Annotated in this window: 19 protein-coding genes; 12 read left to right on the plus strand and 7 right to left on the minus strand. The window is 33.2% G+C overall.

Annotation, left to right across the window (positions count from 1 at the left end; all coding sequences use genetic code 11):
* The 3 genes from G6042_RS03250 to G6042_RS03260 form a co-directional block, all read left to right on the plus strand.
* Positions 1 to 764: gliding motility-associated C-terminal domain-containing protein (locus tag G6042_RS03250; protein WP_169522879.1), on the plus strand; the 764-nt coding region annotated here is incomplete at its 5' end.
* A 55-nt stretch (positions 765 to 819) separates the two neighbouring features.
* Complete coding sequence (locus tag G6042_RS03255) at positions 820 to 1,731, plus strand: PorP/SprF family type IX secretion system membrane protein (RefSeq protein ID WP_169522880.1); 912 nt, start codon at positions 820 to 822, stop codon at positions 1,729 to 1,731.
* A 12-nt stretch (positions 1,732 to 1,743) separates the two neighbouring features.
* Positions 1,744 to 3,690, plus strand: coding sequence for an OmpA family protein (locus tag G6042_RS03260; RefSeq protein ID WP_169522881.1), 1,947 nt, complete (start codon positions 1,744 to 1,746; stop codon positions 3,688 to 3,690).
* A gap of 68 nt (positions 3,691 to 3,758) precedes the next feature.
* On the opposite strand, the gene corA is transcribed toward G6042_RS03260, so the two are convergent.
* Positions 3,759 to 4,829 carry a magnesium/cobalt transporter CorA gene (gene corA / locus G6042_RS03265; RefSeq protein WP_169522882.1) on the minus strand — a complete coding sequence of 357 codons (1,071 nt, stop codon included), beginning with the start codon at positions 4,827 to 4,829 and terminating at the stop codon, positions 3,759 to 3,761.
* Positions 4,830 to 4,897: 68 nt separating this feature from the next.
* Here corA and hutI point away from each other — a divergent pair, with 68 nt between their 5' ends.
* Entirely contained in the window at positions 4,898 to 6,136 is a 1,239-nt protein-coding gene (gene hutI, locus G6042_RS03270) for an imidazolonepropionase (protein WP_169522883.1), read from the plus strand.
* A 10-nt stretch (positions 6,137 to 6,146) separates the two neighbouring features.
* Positions 6,147 to 7,373: an MFS transporter gene (locus tag G6042_RS03275; protein WP_169522884.1), complete on the plus strand. Its 1,227-nt coding sequence runs from the start codon at positions 6,147 to 6,149 to the stop codon at positions 7,371 to 7,373.
* 63 nt (positions 7,374 to 7,436) lie between these two features.
* Here the strand turns inward: G6042_RS03275 and G6042_RS03280 are convergent, their stop codons facing one another.
* The 3 genes from G6042_RS03280 to G6042_RS03290 all read right to left on the minus strand — a co-directional run bounded on the left by G6042_RS03280 (position 7,437) and on the right by G6042_RS03290 (position 9,636).
* Positions 7,437 to 7,655 carry a putative signal transducing protein gene (locus G6042_RS03280; RefSeq protein WP_169522885.1) on the minus strand — a complete coding sequence of 73 codons (219 nt, stop codon included), beginning with the start codon at positions 7,653 to 7,655 and terminating at the stop codon, positions 7,437 to 7,439.
* Positions 7,656 to 7,790: 135 nt separating this feature from the next.
* On the minus strand, positions 7,791 to 8,405 hold the full coding sequence (locus G6042_RS03285; RefSeq protein WP_169522886.1) for a DEAD/DEAH box helicase: 615 nt from the start codon (positions 8,403 to 8,405) through the stop codon (positions 7,791 to 7,793).
* Between the two features lie 67 nt (positions 8,406 to 8,472).
* Positions 8,473 to 9,636, minus strand: a complete 1,164-nt coding sequence (locus G6042_RS03290; RefSeq protein WP_169522887.1) for a sigma-54-dependent transcriptional regulator — start codon at positions 9,634 to 9,636, stop codon at positions 8,473 to 8,475.
* A gap of 281 nt (positions 9,637 to 9,917) precedes the next feature.
* Between G6042_RS03290 and panB the strand changes: the two genes are divergently transcribed.
* The 7 genes from panB (at position 9,918) to G6042_RS03325 (ending at position 20,753) form a co-directional block, all read left to right on the plus strand.
* Positions 9,918 to 10,736: a 3-methyl-2-oxobutanoate hydroxymethyltransferase gene (gene panB / locus G6042_RS03295; protein ID WP_169522888.1), complete on the plus strand. Its 819-nt coding sequence runs from the start codon at positions 9,918 to 9,920 to the stop codon at positions 10,734 to 10,736.
* Between the two features lie 89 nt (positions 10,737 to 10,825).
* Entirely contained in the window at positions 10,826 to 11,515 is a 690-nt protein-coding gene (locus G6042_RS03300; protein ID WP_169522889.1) for an RluA family pseudouridine synthase, read from the plus strand.
* A 68-nt stretch (positions 11,516 to 11,583) separates the two neighbouring features.
* Complete coding sequence (locus G6042_RS03305) at positions 11,584 to 12,930, plus strand: hypothetical protein (protein ID WP_169522890.1); 1,347 nt, start codon at positions 11,584 to 11,586, stop codon at positions 12,928 to 12,930.
* 61 nt (positions 12,931 to 12,991) lie between these two features.
* Positions 12,992 to 14,323, plus strand: a complete 1,332-nt coding sequence (locus G6042_RS03310; protein WP_169522891.1) for an aldehyde dehydrogenase — start codon at positions 12,992 to 12,994, stop codon at positions 14,321 to 14,323.
* A 168-nt stretch (positions 14,324 to 14,491) separates the two neighbouring features.
* Positions 14,492 to 18,349 (plus strand): PAS domain S-box protein, encoded by a 3,858-nt coding sequence (locus G6042_RS03315; RefSeq protein WP_169522892.1) that lies wholly within the window; start codon positions 14,492 to 14,494, stop codon positions 18,347 to 18,349.
* 38 nt (positions 18,350 to 18,387) lie between these two features.
* Positions 18,388 to 19,242 carry a KPN_02809 family neutral zinc metallopeptidase gene (gene ypfJ, locus G6042_RS03320; protein ID WP_169522893.1) on the plus strand — a complete coding sequence of 285 codons (855 nt, stop codon included), beginning with the start codon at positions 18,388 to 18,390 and terminating at the stop codon, positions 19,240 to 19,242.
* 158 nt (positions 19,243 to 19,400) lie between these two features.
* A complete protein-coding gene (locus G6042_RS03325) occupies positions 19,401 to 20,753 on the plus strand; it encodes a hydroxymethylglutaryl-CoA synthase family protein (protein ID WP_169522894.1) in 1,353 nt (450 codons plus the stop codon).
* On the opposite strand, the gene G6042_RS03330 is transcribed toward G6042_RS03325, so the two are convergent.
* The 3 genes from G6042_RS03330 to G6042_RS03340 are packed head-to-tail and all read right to left on the minus strand — an operon-like array spanning position 20,750 to position 25,297.
* Positions 20,750 to 22,285, minus strand: a complete 1,536-nt coding sequence (locus G6042_RS03330) for a YifB family Mg chelatase-like AAA ATPase (protein WP_169522895.1) — start codon at positions 22,283 to 22,285, stop codon at positions 20,750 to 20,752. The genes G6042_RS03325 and G6042_RS03330 overlap by 4 nt on opposite strands.
* A gap of 43 nt (positions 22,286 to 22,328) precedes the next feature.
* Positions 22,329 to 23,234 (minus strand): patatin-like phospholipase family protein, encoded by a 906-nt coding sequence (locus G6042_RS03335; RefSeq protein WP_169522896.1) that lies wholly within the window; start codon positions 23,232 to 23,234, stop codon positions 22,329 to 22,331.
* Positions 23,234 to 25,297 (minus strand): M1 family metallopeptidase, encoded by a 2,064-nt coding sequence (locus G6042_RS03340; protein WP_169522897.1) that lies wholly within the window; start codon positions 25,295 to 25,297, stop codon positions 23,234 to 23,236. Before G6042_RS03340 ends, G6042_RS03335 begins: the two co-directional genes overlap by 1 nt.
* Between the last annotated feature and the right edge of the window lie 7 nt (positions 25,298 to 25,304).

The raw sequence follows: 25,304 nt of genomic DNA on the forward strand, positions 1-25,304 counted from the left end.
CGACTACGTGTCAATGGGATGTAACAGGTACGCAACCAGTTCAACCAACATTGGCTTGTTATGAAACAGCTACATTCAATACGACTACGTGTCAATGGGATGTTACAGGTACACAACCAGTACAACCAACATTGGCTTGTTATGAAACGGCTACATTCAATACAACTACTTGTCAATGGGATGTTACAGGTACGCAAATCATTTATACAGTAAATGATATCGAAAGATGTAATGAAGCTCAAGAAGATCAAGTTGATTTAGAAACATTAATTAGTGAATATCCTGCTGGAGGAACATGGGATATGAATCAAGTTCCTGGTATATCTGGTACAGTATTTAATCCTTTTAATGTTACTTCTGGAAACTATACTGTAAGCTATATTTATGGAGATGACTGTAAACGAGTAGATATTAACTTAAGTGTAATTTCTGACTGTGCGGTATTAGCATGTGAAACTGTTGTTGTTCATAACGCTTTCACACCAAATGGTGATGGTGTAAACGAACATTTCCAAATCGACAACATTGACCAAGAATGTCATTTACCAAACAGAGTTGAAATCTACAACCGATGGGGTGTATTAGTTTTCGAAACTAATGATTACGACAATAACACGAGAAAATTCACTGGTATATCAGAGGGACGAGTAACTGTAGATAAAAATGCTGAATTACCAACTGGAACATATTTTTACATTATTCAATATAATGATGGTAACGGAAAAGTAATTTCAGAATCAAAATACTTATATTTAACACGATAAACCTACTAACACCTGAGGATTTTTTAAAAAGTCCTCAGGTTAAAAAAAGCAAAATATGAGAACAAAAATAATACACTTCGTTTTGATGTTAGTTTGTTATACCGGCTTTGCCCAGCAAGATGCCCAGTATACCCAATACATGTATAACACCATCAATGTAAACCCTGCTTATGCTGGATCACGTGGCGTGATGAGCATCTTTGGCTTACACCGTACCCAATGGGTTGGACTAAACGGCGCACCAACAACCAATGCGTTTTCGTTAAACACACCCATCAACAACAGTAAATTAGGACTTGGACTATCGGTAGTAAACGACCGAATAGGACCAACTTCAGATAACACCGTTTCGGCAGATATATCGTATACGATTAATACCTCAGAAACCTATAAATTGTCCTTTGGAATAAAAGCTTCGGGTAATTTTTTCAACTTAGATGTTAATAAATTAAACCCAGCCGATCCAGCCGATGATAACTTGCAACCGTTCAACAACGAGTTTTCGCCTAATTTTGGTGCTGGAGTTTATTTACATTCCGATAAACTATACTTTGGAGTATCGGTTCCTAATTTTATGGAAGACAAGAAATACAACGACAACGATTATGTAATATTCCAAGAACGCATGAACTTTTATGTAATTGGAGGATACGTATTTGATTTATCGCCAACCTTGAAATTCAAACCAGCCTTTTTGACCAAAGCTGTTCAAGGTTCGCCACTACAAGTAGATTTGTCAGGTAACTTTTTACTATTTGACAAATTAACTCTTGGTGCTGCTTACCGTTGGGATGCTGCTTTCAGTGGAATGGCAGGATTTCAAGTAACCGATGGCTTATTCATTGGTTATGGATACGATAGAGAAACGACCAACTTGAGACGATTTAACTCAGGTTCACACGAGGTTTTCCTTCGATTTGAATTGTTCAGCAAAGTAAATAAAATGGTATCACCTCGATTCTTCTAATACACGACAGTCATGAAAAATAAAATTATATACTTAGCATTTTTAGTAATAACCCTAACAAGTTATTCGCAATCAGGCAAAGAATCAAGAGCCAACAAAGACTACGACAAGTATGCTTATATCGACGCCATCAAAACCTATGAGCGACTTTATGAGAAAGGATACAAGTCAGACGAAATGTTGTTAAATCTAGGAAATGCCTATTATTTCAATGCCGATTTAGAAAAAGCAGGAAAATACTATGGCGAGTTGTATGCTTCCAATCCAGAGCAAGAACCAGAATTCTATTACCGTTATTCACAATCGCTTAGAGCAGTAAAAGACTATGCCAAAGCCGATGAAATGATGAACAAATTCAATGCTAAAAGTGGTAATGATGCTAGAGCACAGCTTTTTGACAAAAATAGAAACTATCTAGCTGAAATCAAGAAAAATTCTGGAAGATATAAAATAGAAAATGCTGGAATAAACTCAAAATACTCTGATTATGGTCCGTCATTTATGGACAAAAAAGTAGTATTCAGTTCTGCCAGAGATACTGGAAATTTCTCAAAAAGAATCCATACATGGACTGGAGAATATTTCACTAATTTATACAGTGCTGATTTAGCTGAAGATGGTTCTCTTGGAGAGGTTCAAAAATTTGGTAATAAACTTAATTCCAAATACCATGAAGCAACTCCTGTTTTTAGCAAAGATGGAAAAACAGTTTACTTTACAAGAAACAATTATCTAGACAAAAGAGGTTATGATGCCTCAAAAGTAACTTTATTAAAAATTTACAAAGCTACAGTCGATGAAAAAGGAAAATGGATAAATGTAACTCCATTACCATTCAATGGTGATAGCTACCAAACCGCTCATCCTGCTTTAAGTCCTGATGGCAAAACAATGTATTTTGCATCCGATATGCCAGGAGGATTTGGAAAATCAGACCTTTACAAAGTAACCATCAACGACGACGGAAGCTTTGGAACACCAGTAAATTTAGGTAAAACCATCAATACACAAGGAAGAGAAACCTATCCATTTGTAACCAATCAAAACGAATTGTACTTTTCATCAGATGCACATCCAGGATTAGGTGGATTAGATATTTTTGCGACACAAATTCCAGAAGACGGAAACTTCAAGAAGATTGTCAACATTGGAGAAGAAGCCAATAGTCCAAAAGACGACTTTGCTTTCATCATCAACACCGATACCAAACGAGGCTTTTTAAGTTCCAACCGCGATGGTGGCGAAGGAAACGACGACATCTACAAATTCCTTGAAACCAGAGAACTATTTATTGAACAAGCAATTTTTGGTGTCGTAACAGATGCTACATCTAAAGAAGTTTTACCAAATACAAAAATGACATTGCTGGACGAAAAATTCAACAAACTAGCCGAAACTACTACTGATAGCAAAGGTTATTATGAATTCTTAAAACTAGAACCAAATACAAAATACTACGTAAGAGTTGAAAAACCAGAATACAACACCAAAGAAGTTCCAGCCATAACTGGAAAACAAGAAGGTAAAACAGAAGTCAACATCGAGCTAGAAAAAACAGTTAAACCAGTACAACCAGGCGATGATTTAGCCAAAGCCTTTGGTATCAAAATCATTTATTTTGACCTAGATAAGTCTAACATTCGTCCTGATGCAGCCTTGGAATTAGCCAAAATACTAGACGTAATGGAACAATACCCAACGATGAAAATCGACGTTCGTTCTCATACCGATTGTAGACAAACTGCAAAATACAATATGGCTTTATCAGACAGAAGAGCAAAATCAACCATGGCATGGTTAGTAAGCAAAGGCATTGCCAAAGACCGATTAACCGGAAAAGGATATGGCGAGTCAAGATTGGTAAACGATTGTGGCTGTGAACCAACAAACGAATCAAGCTGTACCGAAGAGCAACATCAAGCTAACAGAAGAAGTGAGTTTATAATTACAGCTCTGTAATTACATTATATTCAACAAAAAAGCACTCAAATTTGAGTGCTTTTTTCGTTATATAAATCATTGTTAAATCAATACCATTTTCTTTTTTTGAAATAAAAAATCATTCCTAATAACAATAAAAACATAAATCCAAGAATATAAAAATAACCATATTTCCAATGTAACTCAGGCATGTTGTCGAAATTCATTCCATAAACTCCAACAATGAAAGTTAGTGGCATAAAGAAAACCGAAACTACCGTTAATGTTTTCATTACCTCATTCAGCTTTTGATTTTGGGACGAAAAATAAAAATTGGAAGCACTGTCAAGCGAAATTAGATCATACTCAATTTGCTCCAATAACTCCAAACATTTTTGATGTAATCGAGAGAAAAAACTATAATTCTCGTGCTCAATAGCATTAAAAACATTATCATCTTTGATACTTTTTATGGAATACAATGAATCACGAAGCGGAATAATCGAACGTTTTAGAAAATTAAAATTGTCTCTGTGTTGTTCAATTTGTTCCAAAACTTGTGGCTTTGTACTCGATTTTGACAAATTAATCAACTCTTCTACTCTATCTTCTTCATTTTCGATTGTAAAATAAAAATTCTCAATTACAGCATCAAGCAATAAGTATAAAAGATAATCAGCTTTTTTATCTCTAACAATACCTGAATGAGTTCTAATTCGCTCACGAATATGCGTAAAAAAATCACTTCTCTTTTCTTGGAACGAAACCAAAATACCATCTTTTAGTAAAAAACTAATCTGTTCAACACTAATATTATCCGTATTTTCAATTGGCAATAACGACTTAATATTAAAAAACAAAACATCATGATATTCATCCAACTTGGTCCTTTTTGTTGTATTTAATATATCACCTAACATAAAATGATCAACTTTCAAAAAATGACCAATTGACTTGATTAATTCTATATCGTTTAATCCATGAATATTTAACCAATTAACTTTTGTTTCATCAATACAATTATGGATTTGTGAAACATCAAACTCCGCAAACTCAGTTAAATCATCGGTATCATAAACAAACAACTGCATTTCTGACTTTACTTGTTTATGAATTCCCGTATATTCCAAAATTGTTGGCTTAACTTTTCTGCCTTTTTTATATTTTATTTTTCTCACGAATTCTAAATTTGTCTAAAATTAAGAATATTTATTTTTTTCAAAGTAATTTTACCAAAAATCATTTTATGCAAACACTAATAATCAACATAAAAGAATTACTGCAAGTTAGAGAAAATCATATTGACAAAGTTTCGGGCGATGAAATGGCGATTTTACCAACACTGAAAAACGCTTTTCTTTTATTGGAAAATGATTTGATAAAAGATTTTGGACTAATGGAAAACTGTCCGAAAATTAATATTGACAAAACTATTGATGCTACAGGAAAAATTGTTTTACCAACGTGGTGCGACAGTCATACTCATATTGTTTATGCAGGAAATCGCGAACAAGAATTTGTGGACAGAATAAATGGATTGTCATACGAAGAAATTGCTAATCGTGGCGGAGGAATTTTAAATTCGGCAAAAAAACTCAACGAAACTTCCGAAGAAGAAATTTATAACCAATCCAAAAAACGTTTGGAAGAAGTTATCAGTCAAGGAACAGGAGCAGTTGAAATCAAATCGGGTTATGGATTAACCGTTGATGGCGAATTGAAAATGCTTCGCGTTATTAAAAAATTAGCAAAAAATTATCCGATTACAATCAAATCAACTTTTCTTGGTGCGCATGCTTTTCCGAAGGAATACAAAGAAAATCATTCGGGATATATCGACTTAATCATTGATGAAATGCTTCCGAAAATAGCCGAAGAAAAATTGGCTGATTTCATCGATGCGTTCTTAGAAACAGGATATTTTTCGGTAGAAGAAACCGAAAGAATTATGGAAGCCGGAAAAAAATATGGTTTAATTTCAAAAATTCATGTCAATCAATTTACTGCAATCAATGGAATTGAAGCATGTGTAAAACACGACGCACTTTCGGTTGATCATCTTGAAATTGTAACCGATGAAGATATTGAAGCATTGAAAAACAGCAAAACCATTGCAGTTGCTTTGCCAAGTTGTTCCTATTTCATTAGTATTCCATATACGCCAGCAAGAAAAATGTTAAATGCTGGATTACCATTGGCTTTAGCTTCCGATTTTAATCCAGGAACAACACCATCGGGAAACATGAATTTTGTAGTGGCAACGGCTTGCATCAAAATGAAAATGACACCCGAAGAAGCTATTAATGCCGCCACAATAAATGGAGCTTATGCCATGGATATTTCTAAAACACATGGAAGTATTACCAAAGGGAAAAAAGCAAATTTGATTATCACAAAACCACTGAATTCATTTTATGAAATACCTTATTGTTTTGGTAGTAACCTGATTGAAAGTGTGATTATCAATGGAAAAAACATGATTTAAACGAATAACTATGCCATTAATTGATTACAGTTTTTTACAAAAAATCTTGCCAAAAGCGAAAATCAAAAAAGGATACAAAAAAGCCAAGCTATCGTATCTTTTCAGAATTCGCTGGGCAACGGCATTATTTTTCTTCGGAATGGGTTTTAGCTTTGCTACTTGGGCAAGCCGAATTCCGGATATTAAATCGATGTTGCATTTAAGTGAAGCCGATTTAGGTGCGCTTTTATTTGCTTTGCCTGTTGGTCAATTAATTGCGATGCCATTTTCGGGAAAAATAGTCACAAAATATGGTAGCAAACAAATTACCATCTTTGGACTTCTACTCTATTCCGCTTGCATGCCACTTTTAGGATTGGCAACTAGTAAAATAGAACTTGCATTAGCATTGTTACTCTTTGGCTTTTTTGGAAACTTTTGCAACATCGCTGTCAATACACAAGGCGTTTATACGCAACAATTATTTGAAAAACCAATTATGGGTTCGTTTCATGGTTCGTGGAGTTTAGCCGGATTTTGTGGCGCTTTGGTAGGTTTGATTATGGTATCATTTGAACTTAGCGTTTTAAACCATTTTATCATTGCCTTTGTAATGGTTAGTTTAATAGTTTTTACTAGTTATTCCTTTCTAATTAAAGCCAAAACAAAACAATCGGAAGAACAAACTAGCTATTCTTTTTTCAAAAATCCAAATATGAATTTGATTTGGTTAGGTGTAATCTGTTTTTGCTGTATGGCAAGCGAAGGAATTATGTTTGACTGGAGTGGCGTTTATTTTAAAGAAATTGTGAAAGCTCCAGGCGGATTGGTCGTTTTGGGATATACAACTTTCATGGTTAGTATGGCTTCTGGACGATTTTTAAGTGATATTCTTGTACATAAATATGGTGCCAAAAAAGTTTTAATCATCAGCGGCATTGTCATTTCTAGCGGATTATATTTAGCAGTACTTCTTCCCTATTTAGTTCCGTGTACCATTGCTTTTATGATGGTTGGATTTGGCGTTTCTAATGTAGTTCCGATTATTTTTAACGCCGCCGGAAACATCAAAAATGTACCACCGGGAATTGCTTTAACGATAGTAACGAGTATCAGTTTCTTAGGTTTTTTAATTGGTCCACCAATAATTGGTTTCATTGCCGAAATGACAAGTCTTCAATATTCTTTTGCTTTTATTGGAATTTTTGGCGTGTTTATTTCAATATTGGTCAGTAGATTGAAGGTTTTTAATAATTAGAAAATAGTTCACAAAAAAATCCCAAAAACTATTTTTTGGGATTTTTGCTTTTATGTTCTATTATCACAAACTCATTCTAAATTCCTCAATTACAGGATGTGCTTTACCATAATCTCTTTCTTGAATGAATAGTTCTACAGCTAAATCAGCATTGCCAAAACCGCCTAATCGAGCTGATTGAATGTTATCTTTTACAACCACATTCAAATCGATTGCTTCTAATTTTTCTTTTAATCCTAAAGCTAAAATTTCGCTTCCTGAAAATATTTTTATTAATCCCATTTTATTTTTTGTATAATGTATTGTTGTATGTTGCATTGTTGTTATTGAGATTCCTCCGGAATGACAAACTATGCTCAAAACTTGAAACTTGAAACATGAAACCTGTAACTTGTAACCAGAAACCTCTAAACTAAATTATTCTCCCATTTCAAAGAAAAGCGGTTCAATCATTATTTTATCGGCTAGAACTTCTACTCTTTCAGTAATTTGCGAGCAAAAGAACAAACGTTGTGTTTTTTCGACACTCATCGATAATCGTTGTACAATAGCATCGTGACGCAAACGGAAAATCTCATCTGCATCGTCAGTAACAAACATTTTGATAGTGTTCATGTTAAATCCGGCGGAAGAAAACATTGCATTAATTCGAGTTGGTGTTCCAACGATAATATCCATTCCGGCTGAAATCACGTTTTTATCATAATCAATGTCGCCTTTATCATGACAACCAATTACTCGTAAATCAGTATATTGCCCAAATTTCTGGAAAATTTCTACCATTTCAAGAACTTTTTCTTTGTCTAAAACAATCACTAAAGCTCGTGTGCTTTCGCCAACGGCTTTTTCCAATCGCTGAATTACGTTTATCGCAATAGTTGTCGATTTTCCGCTTCCGCCGGGCGATTGAATAACGGCATCAGCTCCACTTTTTATAGTAGAAAATGTTTCTTGTTGCATTTCATTGGCTTCGGTTAATCCGTTTTCAATGAGTGCTTTTTGGAGGTTTGGGTTTATTTTTTTTAAATTCATTTAAGGGAAAAGTTTTAAGGGAAAAGGGATTAGACTTATTGCTTTTGACTTATCCCTTATCTCATTATTATTTTGATGCAAATAACTTCACATCGGTTTCAGAGATTTCGTTTCCGCCAAGAATGATTAATCGTTCTACTACATTACGCAATTCACGGATATTTCCTGTCCAATCATATTCTTGTAACAATTTAATAGCTTGTTTTGAGAATGATTTACAGGCGTTTCCTTGTTCTTCGGCGATTTTTGTTGTGAAATGTTCTATTAATAAAGGAATATCATCACGTCTATCGTTCAATGCCGGAACTTTGATTAATATTACTGCCAATCGATGGTATAAATCTTCACGGAAACGTCCTTCGGCGATTTCTTTTTTCAAATCTTTATTGGTTGCTGCAATAACGCGAACATCTACTTTGATGTCCTTGTCAGCACCAACGCGTTGGATTAAATTTTCTTGTAACGCACGTAAAACTTTAGCTTGTGCTGCCAAACTCATATCGCCAATTTCGTCCAAGAAAATTGTTCCGCCATCGGCAGCTTCAAATTTTCCAGCGCGATCTTTAACGGCTGATGTAAACGCACCTTTTACGTGACCAAATAATTCGCTTTCTATTAATTCAGATGGAATGGCGGCACAGTTTACCTCTACGATTGGCGAATTGGAACGCTCACTTTTTTGATGTAACTGATGGGCAACCAATTCTTTTCCGGTTCCGTTTGGTCCAGTAATTAAAACTCGGGCATCGGTTTGGGCTACTTTTTCAATCATTAATTTAATTTGATTGATAGGTTCGCTTTCGCCAATGATTTCGTAGTTTTTGGAAACTTTTTTCTTTAGAATTTTGTTTTCCACTACGAGTTGTTTTTTGTCTAACGCATTGCGAACCGTATTTAACAATCGGTTTAAATCGGGTGGTTTTGAAATGTAATCAAAAGCACCAAGTCGCATGGTTTGAATGGCGGTTTCCATATCACCGTGACCGGAAATCATCACCATTGGGATTTCGGGTTTTATTTTTTTGACTTCTTCTAGTAGTTCGACACCATCCATTTTTGGCATTTTGATGTCGCACAACACTAAATCGTAGTCGTTGTTTTTTATCTTTTCTAAAGCTTGAACGCCATCTTCGGCTTCTTCTACTTGATACGTGCTACTTTCTTCAGAAAGGATTTTGGTTAAAACTCTTCTGATTGCTGCTTCGTCTTCAATGATTAATATTTTTGGCATATTTTTTTTGTTGTCGGTTGTCAGCTGTCAGTTGACTTTTGACGTTTATTTTGTTATCGATGTTTACTTTTTAGCCCTGATTGAAGCAAGTATCCTTTTTTTCAAACTCTATAAGAGTTTGAGAAAAGATACTGCGGAAAGCAGGAAAATGGTTTATTCTTGCTCAAACGATTCGCTCCTAAATCAGTTTTGACAAAAGTAGTATAAATTCACATTATTGGGTTGTTTTTTGTTGCATCAAAAATAGATTTTATACTTTTACGGCTTATAAACGAAATGTTATGTCTACTGCAAAAAAAGATTATAAAAGGATTACGACTAAGTCATTGATTGACATGAAGGTGAATGGCGAGAAGATATCGATGCTTACGGCGTATGATTTTACGATGGCTAAGATTGTTGACACGGCTGGTGTTGATGTGATTTTGGTTGGTGATTCGGCGAGTAATGTTATGGCTGGACACGAAACGACATTGCCGATTACGCTGGATCAAATGATTTATCATGCTTCGAGTGTGGTTCGCGCAATTGAGCGAGCTTTGGTTGTGGTGGATTTGCCTTTTGGAAGTTATCAAAGCGATCCAAAAGAAGCATTGCGTTCGGCTATCAGAATTATGAAAGAAAGCGGCGGACATGCTGTAAAACTGGAAGGCGGAAGCGAAATTAAGGAAAGTATTAAGCGTATTTTGAATGCCGGAATTCCGGTAATGGGACATTTGGGTTTAACTCCACAATCGATTTATAAATTTGGAACATACACGGTTCGTGCTAAAGAAGAAGCCGAAGCGGAACAGTTGATTGAAGATGCAAAATTGCTTGAAAAATTGGGTTGTTTTGCATTGGTTTTAGAAAAAATTCCGGCGGCTTTAGCCGAAAAAGTAGCGAAAACTATTTCTATTCCTGTTATTGGAATTGGTGCTGGTGGTGGCGTTGACGGACAAGTTTTGGTTATTCACGATATGCTTGGAATGAATAATGAGTTCAGTCCGAGATTTTTGCGTCGTTATTTGGATTTGTATGAGCAAATGACGAAAGCGATTGGAAATTATGTTGCTGATGTGAAATCGAAAGATTTTCCGAATTCTAGTGAACAGTATTAATAATGAATTTGTTTTTGTCGCCACGAATTACACAAATTTCCACAAATTAATTCGTGCTAATTTGTGTAATTTGTGGCATAAGATTTTAAATGAAAATAATTTCCACCAAAGATAATCTCCAAATTCTTCACGAAGACAATCACATTATTGTGGTTAATAAACGTGTTGGTGATATTGTTCAAGGCGATAAAACAGGTGACAAACCGCTTTCGGAAGTTGTAAAAGAATATATTAAGGAGAAATATAACAAACCTGGAGAAGTTTTTCTTGGCGTTGTACACCGATTAGACAGACCAACCACTGGAATTGTGGTTTTTGCTAGAACAAGCAAAGCTTTAGAACGGCTAAACGCTATGTTTAGCAATAGAGAAACACAAAAAACGTATTGGGCAGTTGTAAAAAATAAACCGCCAAAAACTTCGGATAATCTTGTTCACTTTTTGAAAAGAAATCCAAAAAACAACACTTCAAAAGCACATCTAAAAGAAGTTCCTGAAAGCAAAAAAGCAAGCTTGGATTATACCATAATCAAAGAATTGAACAATTATTTTGCGCTTGAAATCAATCTACATACCGGAAGACATCATCAAATAAGGTCGCAACTTCAAGCGATTGGTTGTCCTATAAGAGGCGATTTAAAATATGGTTTTGACCGCAGTAATCCTGATGGTGGCATTCACCTTCATGCGCGAAAATTAGTTTTTGTTCATCCTGTTTCCAAAGAAAATATCGAAATCATTGCTCCAACTCCTAACGATGTGATTTGGAATTCATTGTAAAAAATTAACATAAAATTAGGGTTTTAAGTTACAAACTTGTTATATTAGCACAACAAATCCAAAAAATTATGAAAAATTTATTTTTAACTGCCTTCTTATTGCTAGGACTTCACTCCTATTCTCAAGAACACTTTTCAGGAATTAGTACGTCAAAGCGTGTTGGAATTTTGAATGTAAACTTAAATCCCGCAGAATTAACCAATCTTCATAAAAAATTTGAGGTTAATATTGCTGGAATTAGTCTTGGTGTAACCAACAATAAAATTGGTTTTAGTGACATCAACTCGGATACTGATTTTGAAGAATTAATTTTTACGGGTTCAAGTCCAGTAAATGCTAGGATAAGTTCTGAAATTAGTCTTCCAGGTTTTGCTATGCGATGGAAAAAATGGGGTTTAGCCGTAACAGGAAAAGTAAATGCAAAATTTGATATGATTGATATTGATCCATCTATAGGAAATGCAATAACAAACAACAACTTAATTCTTAATACAACATTGCTAAACAGTCCAAACAATCAACGTTTAAGTGGAACTTCTTATGGCGAAATAGGCTTTTCGCTTGCTCGAACATTAGTTGATAAAGAAAAACATAAATTTAGCGCAGGTGTTACGTTGAAGCTTTTATTTCCTGGTTCGTATGCCAACTTTGGTTTGAGCAAATTAGATGGAGAAATTAATCAAGTTGGTGGAAACGCATTTTTAACAACCAATTCGCCAGCAAGTTTGAATATTGCTTATTCTGGAAGTTTAGCCAATAGTTTTACTAATTTTGATGATTATCAAGAATCACTTTTTGGTGGTTTAAATGGTTTTTCTGGCGATATTGGTGTAAATTATCAGTGGAAAAATGCCGATGGTTATAAATTAAACGCAGGTTTAGCCATTAGAAATATGGGAAGTATGACATTCAAAGACGATAATAATTTGTCAACGAATTACGAACTAATAATAGAACCAACTGTTCAAAATCCTCTTGGACTTGATTTAAGCATTTTTGAAGATGTAGAAAGTTTAAGCGAAGTGGAAGATATTTTAACCGATGCAGGTTATTTGTCACAACCCGAAGGCACAAAAGACTTCAAGGTAAAACTACCAACAGTGCTATCTACTTATGTTGATTTAAAACTGGTTCCAAAATTATATGTTACGGCATTTTTACAACAGAAATTAAACGAAGATTCTGGAAACGACCAAATTACTGCTGCCAACATTTTCAGCATAACACCAAGAATAAATTTAGGTTTCTTTGAAAGTTATATTCCAGTCACTTTCCACGAAATCTCGGGAACCAATGTTGGAATTGGATTTAGACTTGGCGGATTTTATCTAGGTACAAGTTCTATGATTACTGCTTTAATTAACGATAGTAAACAAGCTGATGCCTATCTTGGTTTCCGTTGGGGATTTTTGTAGAAAAAAACTTGGAAAATTTATATTAAAATCATATTTTGGCTGATGCAATTAGCCCTACAATATGATTTATAAAAATGATATACACTATAGAAAGAAAAAACTGCTAGAATTCTTAGTCAGTATTCAAAATCATGAAGACGAAATTGTTACCGCTTTAAAGTTAGATTTTAAAAAATCGGAGTTTGAAACTTATCTTACCGAGATTAATTTTGTGCTTTCTGAATTAAAGCTTACAATAAAAAGTATCCATAAATGGGCAAAACCAAAACTGGTTTTGCCTTCTTTTTTAAATTTTCCCTCAACCGATTATATTTATAAAGAACCTTTTGGAAAAGTTTTAATAATTTCTCCTTGGAATTATCCTTTCCAATTAGCAATTTGTCCTGCTATAGCAGCCATTGCAGCAGGTAATCAAGTGACTATAAAACCTTCAGAACTCACTAGAAATACTTCCAAAATAATTTCAAAAATAATTTCTGAAACATTTGACGAAAATCATGTAAAAGTTGTTGAAGGCGGAATTTCAGAAACCGAAAAATTACTTGCACAAAGATGGGATTACATTTTCTTTACAGGAAGTGTTGCTGTTGGAAAAATTATTGCCAAAGCTGCAGCAGAAAATTTAACTCCAGTAACATTAGAACTTGGTGGAAAAAATCCATGTATTATTGATGAAACTGCTAATCTAAAATTAGCCGCAAAACGAATTGTTTGGGGAAAATTTCTCAACGCAGGACAAACTTGCATTGCGCCAGATTATCTGTTAGTTCATGAAAGTGTTAAGTCAAGATTTGCAGATTATCTAAAAGAAGAAATTGTTTTAGCCTATTCTGAAAACATCGAAAAATCAGAAGATTATCCGAGAATTATAAACCAAAAAAACTGGAAACGACAACTCGATTTACTCGATGGCGAGAAAATTATTTTTGGTGGAAAATCAAATCCTACCGATTTTTATATTGAACCAACTCTAGTTGATGAACCAAAATTGGATAGCAAAATAATGGAAGGCGAAATTTTTGGACCAATTCTTCCAATTATAAGCTATAATTCTGAAAATGATATCGAAAAAATCATTTCTCGATATGAAAAACCACTTGCTTTTTACATTTTTTCTGGAAATAAAAAATTCATAAAAAAACAATTAATAACAAATTCATTTGGTGGAAGTTGCGTTAACGACACGATTGTTCACTTCACCAATCATCGTTTACCCTTTGGTGGCGTTGGTCATAGCGGCATTGGAAGTTATCATGGCAAACGAAGTTTTGATACTTTTTCTCATCACAAAGCGGTTGTTAAAAAAGCAACTTGGCTCGACATTCCTATTCGATATGCACCATACAAAGGAAAACTGAAAATTTTAAAGCAAATAGTTAAATGGATAAGCTAATTTAATTATTTTTGAGAAGTTCGATTAAAGTTGTTAAATAATCGACTATTAACCAATAAACAAATTGATTTGAACGATTTTTTCTCTCTTTCTAGTACGAGCAGTATAATCATAGTTTCGATTTTACTGGTTTTATTATATGTTTTTTATTTTTCGGCAAATAAAGTTTTGAAAGACAAATTAAATCTAAAATTTCAAAGCGAACTTGAACCTAAAGAACAACAATACACTTTGTATTTACTCTTTTTTGGGATTGCTGTTCCTATTATAGAAATCATTCTTCAAATTTTTCAGGTAAGAGCAAAAAGCCTTTTGGTTGTTAACTTAACGATAGGTTTAGTACTTGTTCTTTTCTATTTTCTTTGTACTAGAAATCGGTTTTTTATAAAGCATGTCAACATTGTTTTCATGATTTGTTACTATTCCTATTTTTCATATATCAGTTATAATGTTTTCTTTCAAAAATTTGAATTAGTATCTTATATCAGTTTGATTATTGCTTTTTTTCTATCGTTTTTTGTGTTAAAAAACATTCTAAACTATACACTTTTTGTAACGACAATTATCCTGCTTTTAATTTGTGCCTACAACTTTGAAATCATAGAAAGAGACTACATAATTATCCTTATTTGTGCACTAATCTTAACCTCAACAATACACTTAGCTCGATATTTAGCTTTAATCGACACAAAAAATAAATTTATTTTTACCAATTTGGTTGTAAATAATGGAAACTCAATCATTCTAACTGCTAATAGAAAAGGTGAAATATCCTATTGCAGCGATTCTATAAAAGGCATTTTGGGTTATGATGCTGATGAAGTGCTAGGCTTAGGCTATTGGAAGTTAACCGAAGATCCAGAATTTATTGGTGAAGCATACCATGATAATTTTGTTGACGAACGACTTTATGTTAGAAAATTAAAATGCAAAAATGGCGATTATAAATTCGTTCAATGGAAAGATAAAAAATATTCCGAAGATATCATTATTGGTATTGGACAAGATGTAACGGAACAAGTTATAGTTCAAAATCAGTATAGAAGTTTGATTGAAAGTGCCAATGACTTAATTTATGAAATTGATTACAAAGGAAATATTGTTTTTGTCAATCCATTTACAATCAAAGTTTTAGGATACAGTAAAGAAGAAGTTTTAGGAACTAATTACACCAACTTTATTAGAAAAGATTACATCGACTCTGTAAAAGAATTCTATGAACTAATTCCCAACAACACGAGTGATTACAATGATTTGGTTTTTCCTATTACAAAGAAAGATGGCGACACAATTTGGGTTGCTCAAAAAGTAACCGTTAAAAAAAGCGATGACGACCAAAAAATTGGTTTTACAGCTATTGCCAGAGATATTACCTTGATAAAAAATCTCGAAACAGAACATTTTTATCGGGCCGCCAAAATCAAAACTCACAATCAAGTCATTAAACAATTAACTTCCAAAAGTTATTCTAACAAAGATGGTTTTCATATTATTCTAAAAAATATTATTCAAACAGTTGCTACAAATTGTAACATTAGCCGAATAAGTTATTGGAGTTATATTCCAGAAGGTTTGCGTTGCGAAAGCATTTATTATCTTGATTCCAATAGATTTGAAAAACATTTTTTTATCGACAAAACTTTATTTCCTAAATATCTTGAATCATTAAACACAGGAGTACAAATTGTAGCTTCAGATGTTTACAACAATAAAATAACCGAAGAACTTTGTTATGATTATTTTCCAAAATACAATATAAAATCGTTACTCGATACACCAATTTTAATCAATGATAAGATTATTGGAATCCTTTGTTTTGAATCCGTTGATACAAAACGTGATTGGGATAACGAAGACATTAATTTTTCGCGTTCCATTGCCGATTTAATTGCGATTGCCATTGAATCTCAAATGCGAAATGAAGCCGAGAAAAAATTGACCTACAAAAGCGACATACTTTTTGAAATCAATAAAAGTACAGAGAAGTTTTTGCTTTCAAAAAATCAAGACGAAATCATTCTCGGAATTTTAAGTACCATTGGCGATGTAATCAATGCTTCAAGAGTTTCTTATTTTGAATGCAATAACGACGAGCAAACCATTTCGCAACGTTTTAGATGGTTATCAGAAATTAATGGTATTGCCGAGCCTAATCCAAAATTACAAAAGGTTCCAATGATTTTAATCAAAGAAATCATCAGTACGCTTTCACATAATAAATCAATCGCAGTTAATGTTAGAAAAGAAAAAAATCAAGAAACTAAAAAGTTTTTAGAACAATTAAATTCAAAATCAATTCTTTTTGTACCCATATTCGTAAAATCTAAATTTTATGGAATTTTAATATTTGATGATACTGTAAACGAAAGAGAATGGAGTTTTGATGAAATCTCATCATTAGAAATATTGGCAAAAAACATTTCTTATGCATTAGAAAGAAATATTAACGAAACCATTATTCAAGAAAACGAGGAAAAATTTAGATTACTTGCGGATAATATTCCAGGAGTAGTTTATCTTTCAAAAAACGATGAGCATTTTTCTAAAATCTATCTAAACGATCAAGTCGAAAAATTAACTGGTTACCCAAAATCTGATTTTCTTGAAGGCAAAAAATCCTTCTTAGATTTAGTTCATCCCGATGAAATAAACGACATCATAACCAATCAAAAAGAATTTATAAAAGAAGGAAAACCGTTTCATTTTACATATAGAATTATCAAAAAAAATGGTGAAATTGCTTGGATTGAAGAATTTGGTGATGCCATCCATAAAGACGGAGAAATTACCTCAATAGAAGGAATTTTTATTGATGTAACTGAAAGAAAACTAGCCGAAAATGCCATAAAGGACAAAGAATATGCTGAGGCTGCAAACAAAGCAAAATCAGAATTTTTGGCAAATATGAGTCATGAAATCCGAACTCCTTTAAATGGTATCATTGGTTTTACAGAACTTTTAATGAATACAGAACTAGAAAGTATTCAAAAAAAATATATGGATACCGTTAACCAATCAGCAAATTCGTTAATGGAAGTTATTAATAATATATTGGATTTCTCAAAAATTGAATCTGGAAAAATTGATTTAGTAATCGAAAAACACAAACCAGAAGACATTGCTAATCAAGTTATCGAATTAATTCAACACGAAGCAAACCGAAAAAATTTGGACCTTAATTTAATCATTGACAAAAATGTTCCAAAATACATTTGGATAGACTACATTCGATTAAAGCAAATTCTAATCAACCTGTTGAGTAATGCTGTAAAATTTACTGAAAAAGGAAGTATTACACTTGAAATTTCTAGAGAAAAAAACGAAAATAAAAAAATTGCAAAACTAAAATTCTTAGTAAAAGATACTGGAATTGGTATTAAAGCAAAAAATCAAACCAAAATTTTTGAAGCTTTTTCCCAAGAAGATGCATCTACAACAAAACGTTTTGGAGGAACAGGATTAGGTTTATCCATTTCCAATCAGCTTTTAGCATTAATGAACAGTAAATTAATCCTAAACAGTAAACTTGGTTTCGGTAGCGAATTTTCATTTGACCTTAAAGTCAAATTCACTGATGAAGAAAAGAAAAACGAAAATAGAACACATAAAACCGAAAATTTAAAATCTAAATCTAAAATAATAACAAGCGAACCAAAAGAGATTATTATTGCGGAAGATAACAAAATAAATATGTTATTAGCAAAAACATTAATTACTCAAATACTTCCAAACGCCACAATAATTGAGTTTCAAAATGGAAAAGAACTCATCGATGAAATTTCTAAACACAATCCTGACATAATATTAATGGATATTCAAATGCCAGAAATAAATGGATATGAAGCAACAATTGAAATTAGAAAAAATAAAAAATTAATAAAAACACCTATAATTGCATTAACTGCAGGTACGGTTGTTGGTGAAAAAGAAAAATGCATTGAAATTGGAATGAATGATTATATACCTAAACCAATTGATCGGGAAAATCTGAAAAATATTATCTCAAATTGGATTACAAAATCATAAATTCATAACTTTACATAACGACTTAAATCAAATAAACTATGAAATGGGAAAGAAAAAAAAGCGACACCTTTGAAGATAGACGTGGAATGTCTGGCGGTGGAAAAGCATTACTTGGTGGTGGAGCAATTGGAATAGTAATTTTATTACTAAATATGTTTGGTGGCGAAACGGGACAAACCATTGGAAATATACTTCAACAAACTCAAGGTCAACAACAAACTGAACAAACGCAAAATCGTGAACTTACTGCCGAAGAAGTTGAATTAGGAGAATTTTCAAAAGCATGTTTTGCATATAATAATGAAACTTGGGAAAAAGTTTTTCAAGAAAACGGAATGCAATATGAAGTTCCTGGAATGGTTCTTTTCTATGATGGTGTAAATACGGCTTGTGGAAGTGCAACTTCAGCTTCTGGACCATTTTATTGCCCTGGCGATAAAAAAGTCTATATGGATTTACGTTTTTTTGAAGAATTAAAAACTCGCTTTGGTGCTCAAGGAGGAGATTTTGCTATTGCTTACGTAATTGCTCACGAAGTTGGACATCATTTGCAAACCATTCTGGGAACATCAGGAAAAGTACGTCAATTACAAGCCAATAAAAGCGAAGCCGAAGCCAATAAACTATCCGTTTGTTTAGAACTTCAAGCCGATTTTTATGCTGGAGTTTGGGCTCATTATAATAAAAATCTTTTGGAAGAAGGCGATATCGAAGAAGCTTTAAGTGCGGCACACGCTGTTGGCGACGATGCCATTCAAAGTAAAATGCAAGGTCATGTAAATCAAGAATCATTCACTCACGGAACATCTGAGCAACGTATGGAATGGTTTATGAAAGGTTATAAAACGGGCGATATTAAACAAGGTGATACTTTTTCAGCACTTTTAAATTAAAATTCTCAAAAATTTTAAGCAAAAATTGCAATTCAAAAAATAAAAAACTGATTTGTTGCATAAATCATAAATCGTGTCAAGCTTACTAATTTTAAAGGTAATTTCATGTAGAATTGAAGTTACCTTTTTTAATTTTGTCTTTCTCAAAAATCAATCAAATGAAAGTTGGTATCGACAGTATTGCCTTTGACATTCCTAAAATTTATCTTCCAATAACAACATTAGCCGAAAACAGAAACATTGAAGCTGATAAACTTACTAAAGGCTTAGGTTTGCACAAAATGAGTTTTCTAGATGTGCATCAAGATGTGGTAACTTTAGCTTCTAATGCAGCTTTGAAACTTATTCAACAAGAAAATTTAAATCCTATTGAAATCAGTCGAATTTACATTGGGACAGAAAGCGGTGTTGACAGTTCAAAACCAGTTGCATCGTATGTTTTATCGAACTTGGAACAAATTTTCGGAGCAAGAAGTTTTAAAAATTGCGATGTAGTCGATTTGACTTTTGCTTGTATTGGTGCGGTTGATGCATTGCAAAATTGTTTGGATTACATTCGACTAAATCCAACCAAAAAAGCGATTGTGATTGCTTCGGATAATGCGAAATATGATTTAAATTCTTCCGGCGAATACACGCAAGGCGCAGGTTCTATCGCTATGCTAATTACTGCTAATCCTAGAATTTTAAGTTTTTCCAAAGAAGTTGGCGTAGCGACCGAAGGTGTTTTTGATTTTTTCAAACCTAGAAGAAATTTTTCCAAAGAAAAAATTTTTCAAACTGAAAACAATCCAGAATGGAATGGTGTTTTAGAAAACGAAATCAATATCTATAAAGAACAACCAGTTTTTGACGGACAATATTCTAACCAATGTTACATCAGCAGAATAACAGAAGCTTATGAACATTACAAAGAAGAAAGTCATCAAAAAGGAAAACTCTATGAAAAATGGTCAGCCATTTTAATGCATTTACCTTATTGTTTTCAAGGACGACGAACTTTTATAGAAATTTTTGCCAATGAAAATCCAGAACTTTTAGAAAATCAATTAGGTGAAAATTCGAAAGAAAAATTAAAAGCCTTGGTTAAAAGTTCTGAATATCTGGATTTAGTAAACCAATATATTTTACCTTCGGAAATTGCTTCGGGACAAATTGGAAATATTTATACAGGTTCAATTTTCTTGGGCTTACTTTCCACTCTTTGTTATCATTTTAAAAATGAAACTAATCTTATCAATACAACCTTTGGATTTATAGCTTATGGAAGTGGTTCAAAATCAAAAGTATTTGAAGCAATTGTTGAAGAAAACTGGAAAACATCAATAGAAAAAGTTGCACTTTTTGAAACATTAGAACAAGCAACAGCCATTGATTTCTCTACTTATGAAAAATTACATAAAAAAGAATTAAAGCAATCAGTGATTGTCCCAAAAAATGAATTCTACTTGGATAAAATTGAAAAAGAAAATCCAGTTTTAGTTGGCGCGAGGTTTTATAAATTCAGTTAACCCAACCAACCATCACGATCCAAACTTCGATATTGAATAGCTTCAGCAATATGATTAGAATTTACACTTTCTGATTGCTCCAAATCAGCTATAGTTCTGGAAACTTTTAGAATTCGGTCATAGGCGCGAGCGGAAAGGTTCAATCGTTCCATTGCGGTTTTTAGTAACTGCAACGAAGTTTCGTCCAAAGCGCAAAATTCTCGAATTTGTTTTGTTCCCATTTGTGCATTGTAATGAATACCTTCAAAATTTTCAAATCGAATGGATTGAATTTCTCTTGCTTTTGTAACGCGTTCTCTAATCGAAACGCTACTTTCTGCCGGACGAGTTTCTGTTAATTTTTCAAATGGAACTGGCGTAACTTCAATGTGAATGTCAATTCTGTCCAATAATGGTCCAGAAATTTTACTCAAATAACGTTGCATTTCAGCTGGCGATGAACTCACTGGCGCATCTGGATCGTTAAAATATCCGCCTGGACTTGGGTTCATACTAGCAACTAACATAAAAGACGATGGATACGTAATTGTAAATTTTGCTCTAGAAATGGTAACTTCTCTATCTTCCAATGGCTGACGCATTACTTCGAGAACTTCTCGTTTGAATTCGGGTAATTCATCTAAAAACAAAACGCCATTATGAGCCAACGAAATTTCTCCGGGTTGTGGATAACTTCCACCACCAACTAATGAAACACTCGAAGCTGTATGATGTGGTGAACGAAACGGTCGTTGATTCATCAATCCTGCATCTTTAATCTTTCCAGCTACACTATGAATTTTTGTAGTTTCCAATGCTTCGTGCAATGTCATTGGCGGTAAAATACTTGGCAATCGTTTGGCTAGCATCGTTTTTCCTGAACCTGGCGGACCAATTAAAATAATGTTATGTCCACCAGCTGCGGCTATTTCCATACATCGTTTAATGCTTTCTTGACCTTTGACATCTGCAAAATCAAATTCAGGAAAATCTAATGTTTTGTAAAATTCATCACGAGTATTGATTACCGTTGGTTCAATTGTTCCTTTTCCATCAAAAAAATCAATAACCTGAAGCACATTTTCTACGCCATAAACATCCAATCCAGTAACAATTGCTGCTTCTTTTACATTTTGAATTGGGAGAAAAAATCCCTTAAAACCTTCTTCTTTAGCTTTTATTGCAATGGATAATGCACCTTTTATGGGTTGTAAACTTCCATCAAGTGATAATTCGCCCATGATTAAATACTTGTCAACCTCATCGGCTTTTATTTGTCCGGAAGCCGCGAGAATTCCGATGGCAAGTGTTAAATCATACGCCGAACCTTCTTTTCGTAAATCGGCTGGCGCCATATTTATGGTAATCTTTTTAACGGGAAGTGAATATCCGTTATTTTTTAATGCGGCGGCAATTCGATAGCTACTTTCTTTTATAGCATTATCAGGTAATCCAACTAAATGATAACCAACGCCTTTATCAATATTTACTTCAACGGTAATAGTTGTTGCTTCAACACCAAAAACTGCACTTCCAAAAACTTTTACTAACATGGCTTTTATATTTGAAAGCTAAAAATAGCAAAAGTTTTACAAATTACTGCACATTATCGCTCATTAATTCACTTTTATTTTTGGCATATTCATAACCTTTATGCCACCAATCTTTCATTTTTTCATGATTGAAAATCAAAGCATTGTCGGTTAATTGTGTTGGTGTGTAATATAAATTGAGTTTCACATTCTTATTTTTAGCTGCCAATTTTCCAATGGTAATATTATGTTTTTCAACTTGCGTGAGCAATGTTTGAAACAAATCTATCATCAACGAAAATGGATTTTTACCAATTTTTCTAGGCTTGGTTTGCACTTCGGTTTCAAGGATAATAACATCAACTTCGGTTGCGCCACGATTAATGGCTTCTCGAATAGGAACCAAACTCGAAAATCCGCCATCGCCATATTCAAAACCATTTTTAGTCGCTAAACTCATGAACGGAATATAATTACACGAAATCCAAATCCATTCGCAGAAATCATCGTAGTCAAAGTCTTTTATCGATTTATATTCTACGCTATTTGTGGTAAGATTAGTAACCGTAACGACAACTTCACAAGCCGTTGATTTGAGCAAAGTAAATTCGACTAAAGTGAAATTTTCTCTAATATATTCTAGTAATTTATGGCTTTCGCCAAAAGTTCGTTTGCCTTTTAAAAACTGTTTAAAAACATTCACATGATTGATTGTAACAGTTTCATTTGGTGTATTTTTATGTTTCACAACAAACGGACTAATGTCAAAAATACTTCGCATATTGACATTAGAATATATGTTGTAAATCTTGTTGACTTCGCCCAAAGCCAAATGAGGAATGAGTAAACTTCCGGTAGAACTTCCTATGAGAATATCATATTTACAGCCGTTTTCTTGCATCAAATATTGTGCAACTCCACCAGCAAATGCGCCTTTACTTCCGCCACCAGAAATTACCAAAGCTCTCATTATTTTTCGTTTAGAAGTTTTTGTAATTGGTTTTTATCATTTTCAGGTAAATCCGAAAGTAAGTTTTCAAATTTTTCTCTATACAAAGGCGTTTTCAATAAATTTCTAATGTAATCACGAGCAAATTTGGTCATTTGCCATTTATGATGTGAAGTGGAATTGACTAAATTTTTTAAAACTACATCATCAATAGGTTGTTTGGCTTGAAAAGCGGCGCTGAAAGCGTTTTGTCTTACTGAACTTTCATATTTTGACGAAGTGTAATCAACCAATTCCTTGAAGTAGTTTTGTTTCTGATTTTCATCAAAAGTAGATGACATTTGACTTAAAAGTAAAAAAGTTGTTCGCAATCCTAAATCATTATTTCCATACCAATCTTTAGCTTTTTCCAAATAAACTGCTTGACTTTCAGGAAAAGCATTGAATAATTTTATCAACGCAATTTCTCTAGTTTCATATGATTTATCATTTAAAAAAGTTTCGTAATTTGCTTTAAACTCCAACGGAATTTCATCCATAAATTCAGCTACTGCTTGACGAACTTTTACATCATTGGTCTGCATGGCTAATTCTAAAAGTTCTTTTTTATCTGCAAAATTGACATCTTTTAATTGATAGATAATTTCCGTTTTTATTGGATAAAACAAATCCGACTTGAGCAATTTGGCAAAGGTATTTTTGTTTTCGGCAAATGATTTTTTACGCAGTTGTTGTACATCAAACAAGGTTTGCATAAACGAACTTTTTCGCAAGATTTCATTGGCGACATCCGTTGGGAAATGATAGTCTTCAAGCCACATTTTTTGGAAAGCAACGGTATCAAAATTAGGCGCAACATTTTTTACTTCTGCCAAAAAATCACTGGTTTCAACATTCTTGAATTGGTATTTTTTCAAATAATTCTGAACTGCTTTTTGAAACAGCTTCGCTTCTATTTTTTCTCTCATGTAATGCAAAGCCCAAGCACCTTTTTGATAAAAAGACAACGAACTTGCTTTTTCATTCATCACCGGAATAGTGTCGGTTTTGGCAGCATTTCGCAATTGCAAAGAATTTCGATACAATTGATGATTGAAATAATCCTCGCCAAAAATTTCTTTTTCTGCCAATAACGCATAGTACGTTGCAAAACCTTCTTGCAACCAATGGTGTTTTCCAGATTTTGCTGTAACTAAATCGCCAAACCACTGATGTGCCAATTCATGTGCATTGACGTTAATGTAATTTCGGTCATTGAAACCAATTTCATCCACTACAAAATCCTGAGCAAAAATGGTACAAGTCGTGTTTTCCATTCCGGCATAGAGAAAATCTTCCACCGGAACTTGTTTATATAATTTCCACGGATAGTTAAAACCTATTTCTTTCTCTAGATAATCGAATATTTGTTTTGAATAACGATACGTTGGTTCAAACTTCGATGTATCTTTTGGTTGAATAAAAAACTGCAACGGAATTCCCGACTTGGAAGCAATTATTTTATTATAAAAATCTCCAATAACTAATGCCAAAAGATAAGAACTCATTGGTTTTTTCATTTCATAATACCATTTTTTCTGATGATCTTTTACGTAGCTATTTTTCAGAAAACCATTAGCAATGACATTATAATTTTCATCAAAAGTAACATTCATATTAAAAATTACTTTTTCATTTACATCATCAAAACTCGGAAACCAATGACTTGTATATTTTCCTTGACCTTGCGTCCAAACTTGCCTTTTATCAATGAAATACATCGTTTGTTTTGGAAAGGCTTCGTAGTAAAATGTCAAAGTATTTTTCCCTTTTTTAAAACCTTCAAACAAGTTTAAGGTTTTTCCTGAATTTGAAAATTTAACGACTTTTTTATTGATTTTAACATCCGAAAAAGTCATTTTCTGTGCATCAATTTTAATCGTATCGATGATTTCTTTAACTTCAAAAACATAACTGACTGTTCCAAAAACTTTTTTTTCATTAACATTAATTGAAATATTTCCTTTAGAAGTTTTAAAATCAACTTTGGTAGTTTGCTGAGCAAAAGAAATGAAGGAAAGGAAAAGGAAAAAAAGTATTCGCATGGGTTAT

It is taken from the genome of Flavobacterium solisilvae, assembly GCF_012911605.1.
Lineage (GTDB): Bacteria > Bacteroidota > Bacteroidia > Flavobacteriales > Flavobacteriaceae > Flavobacterium > Flavobacterium solisilvae.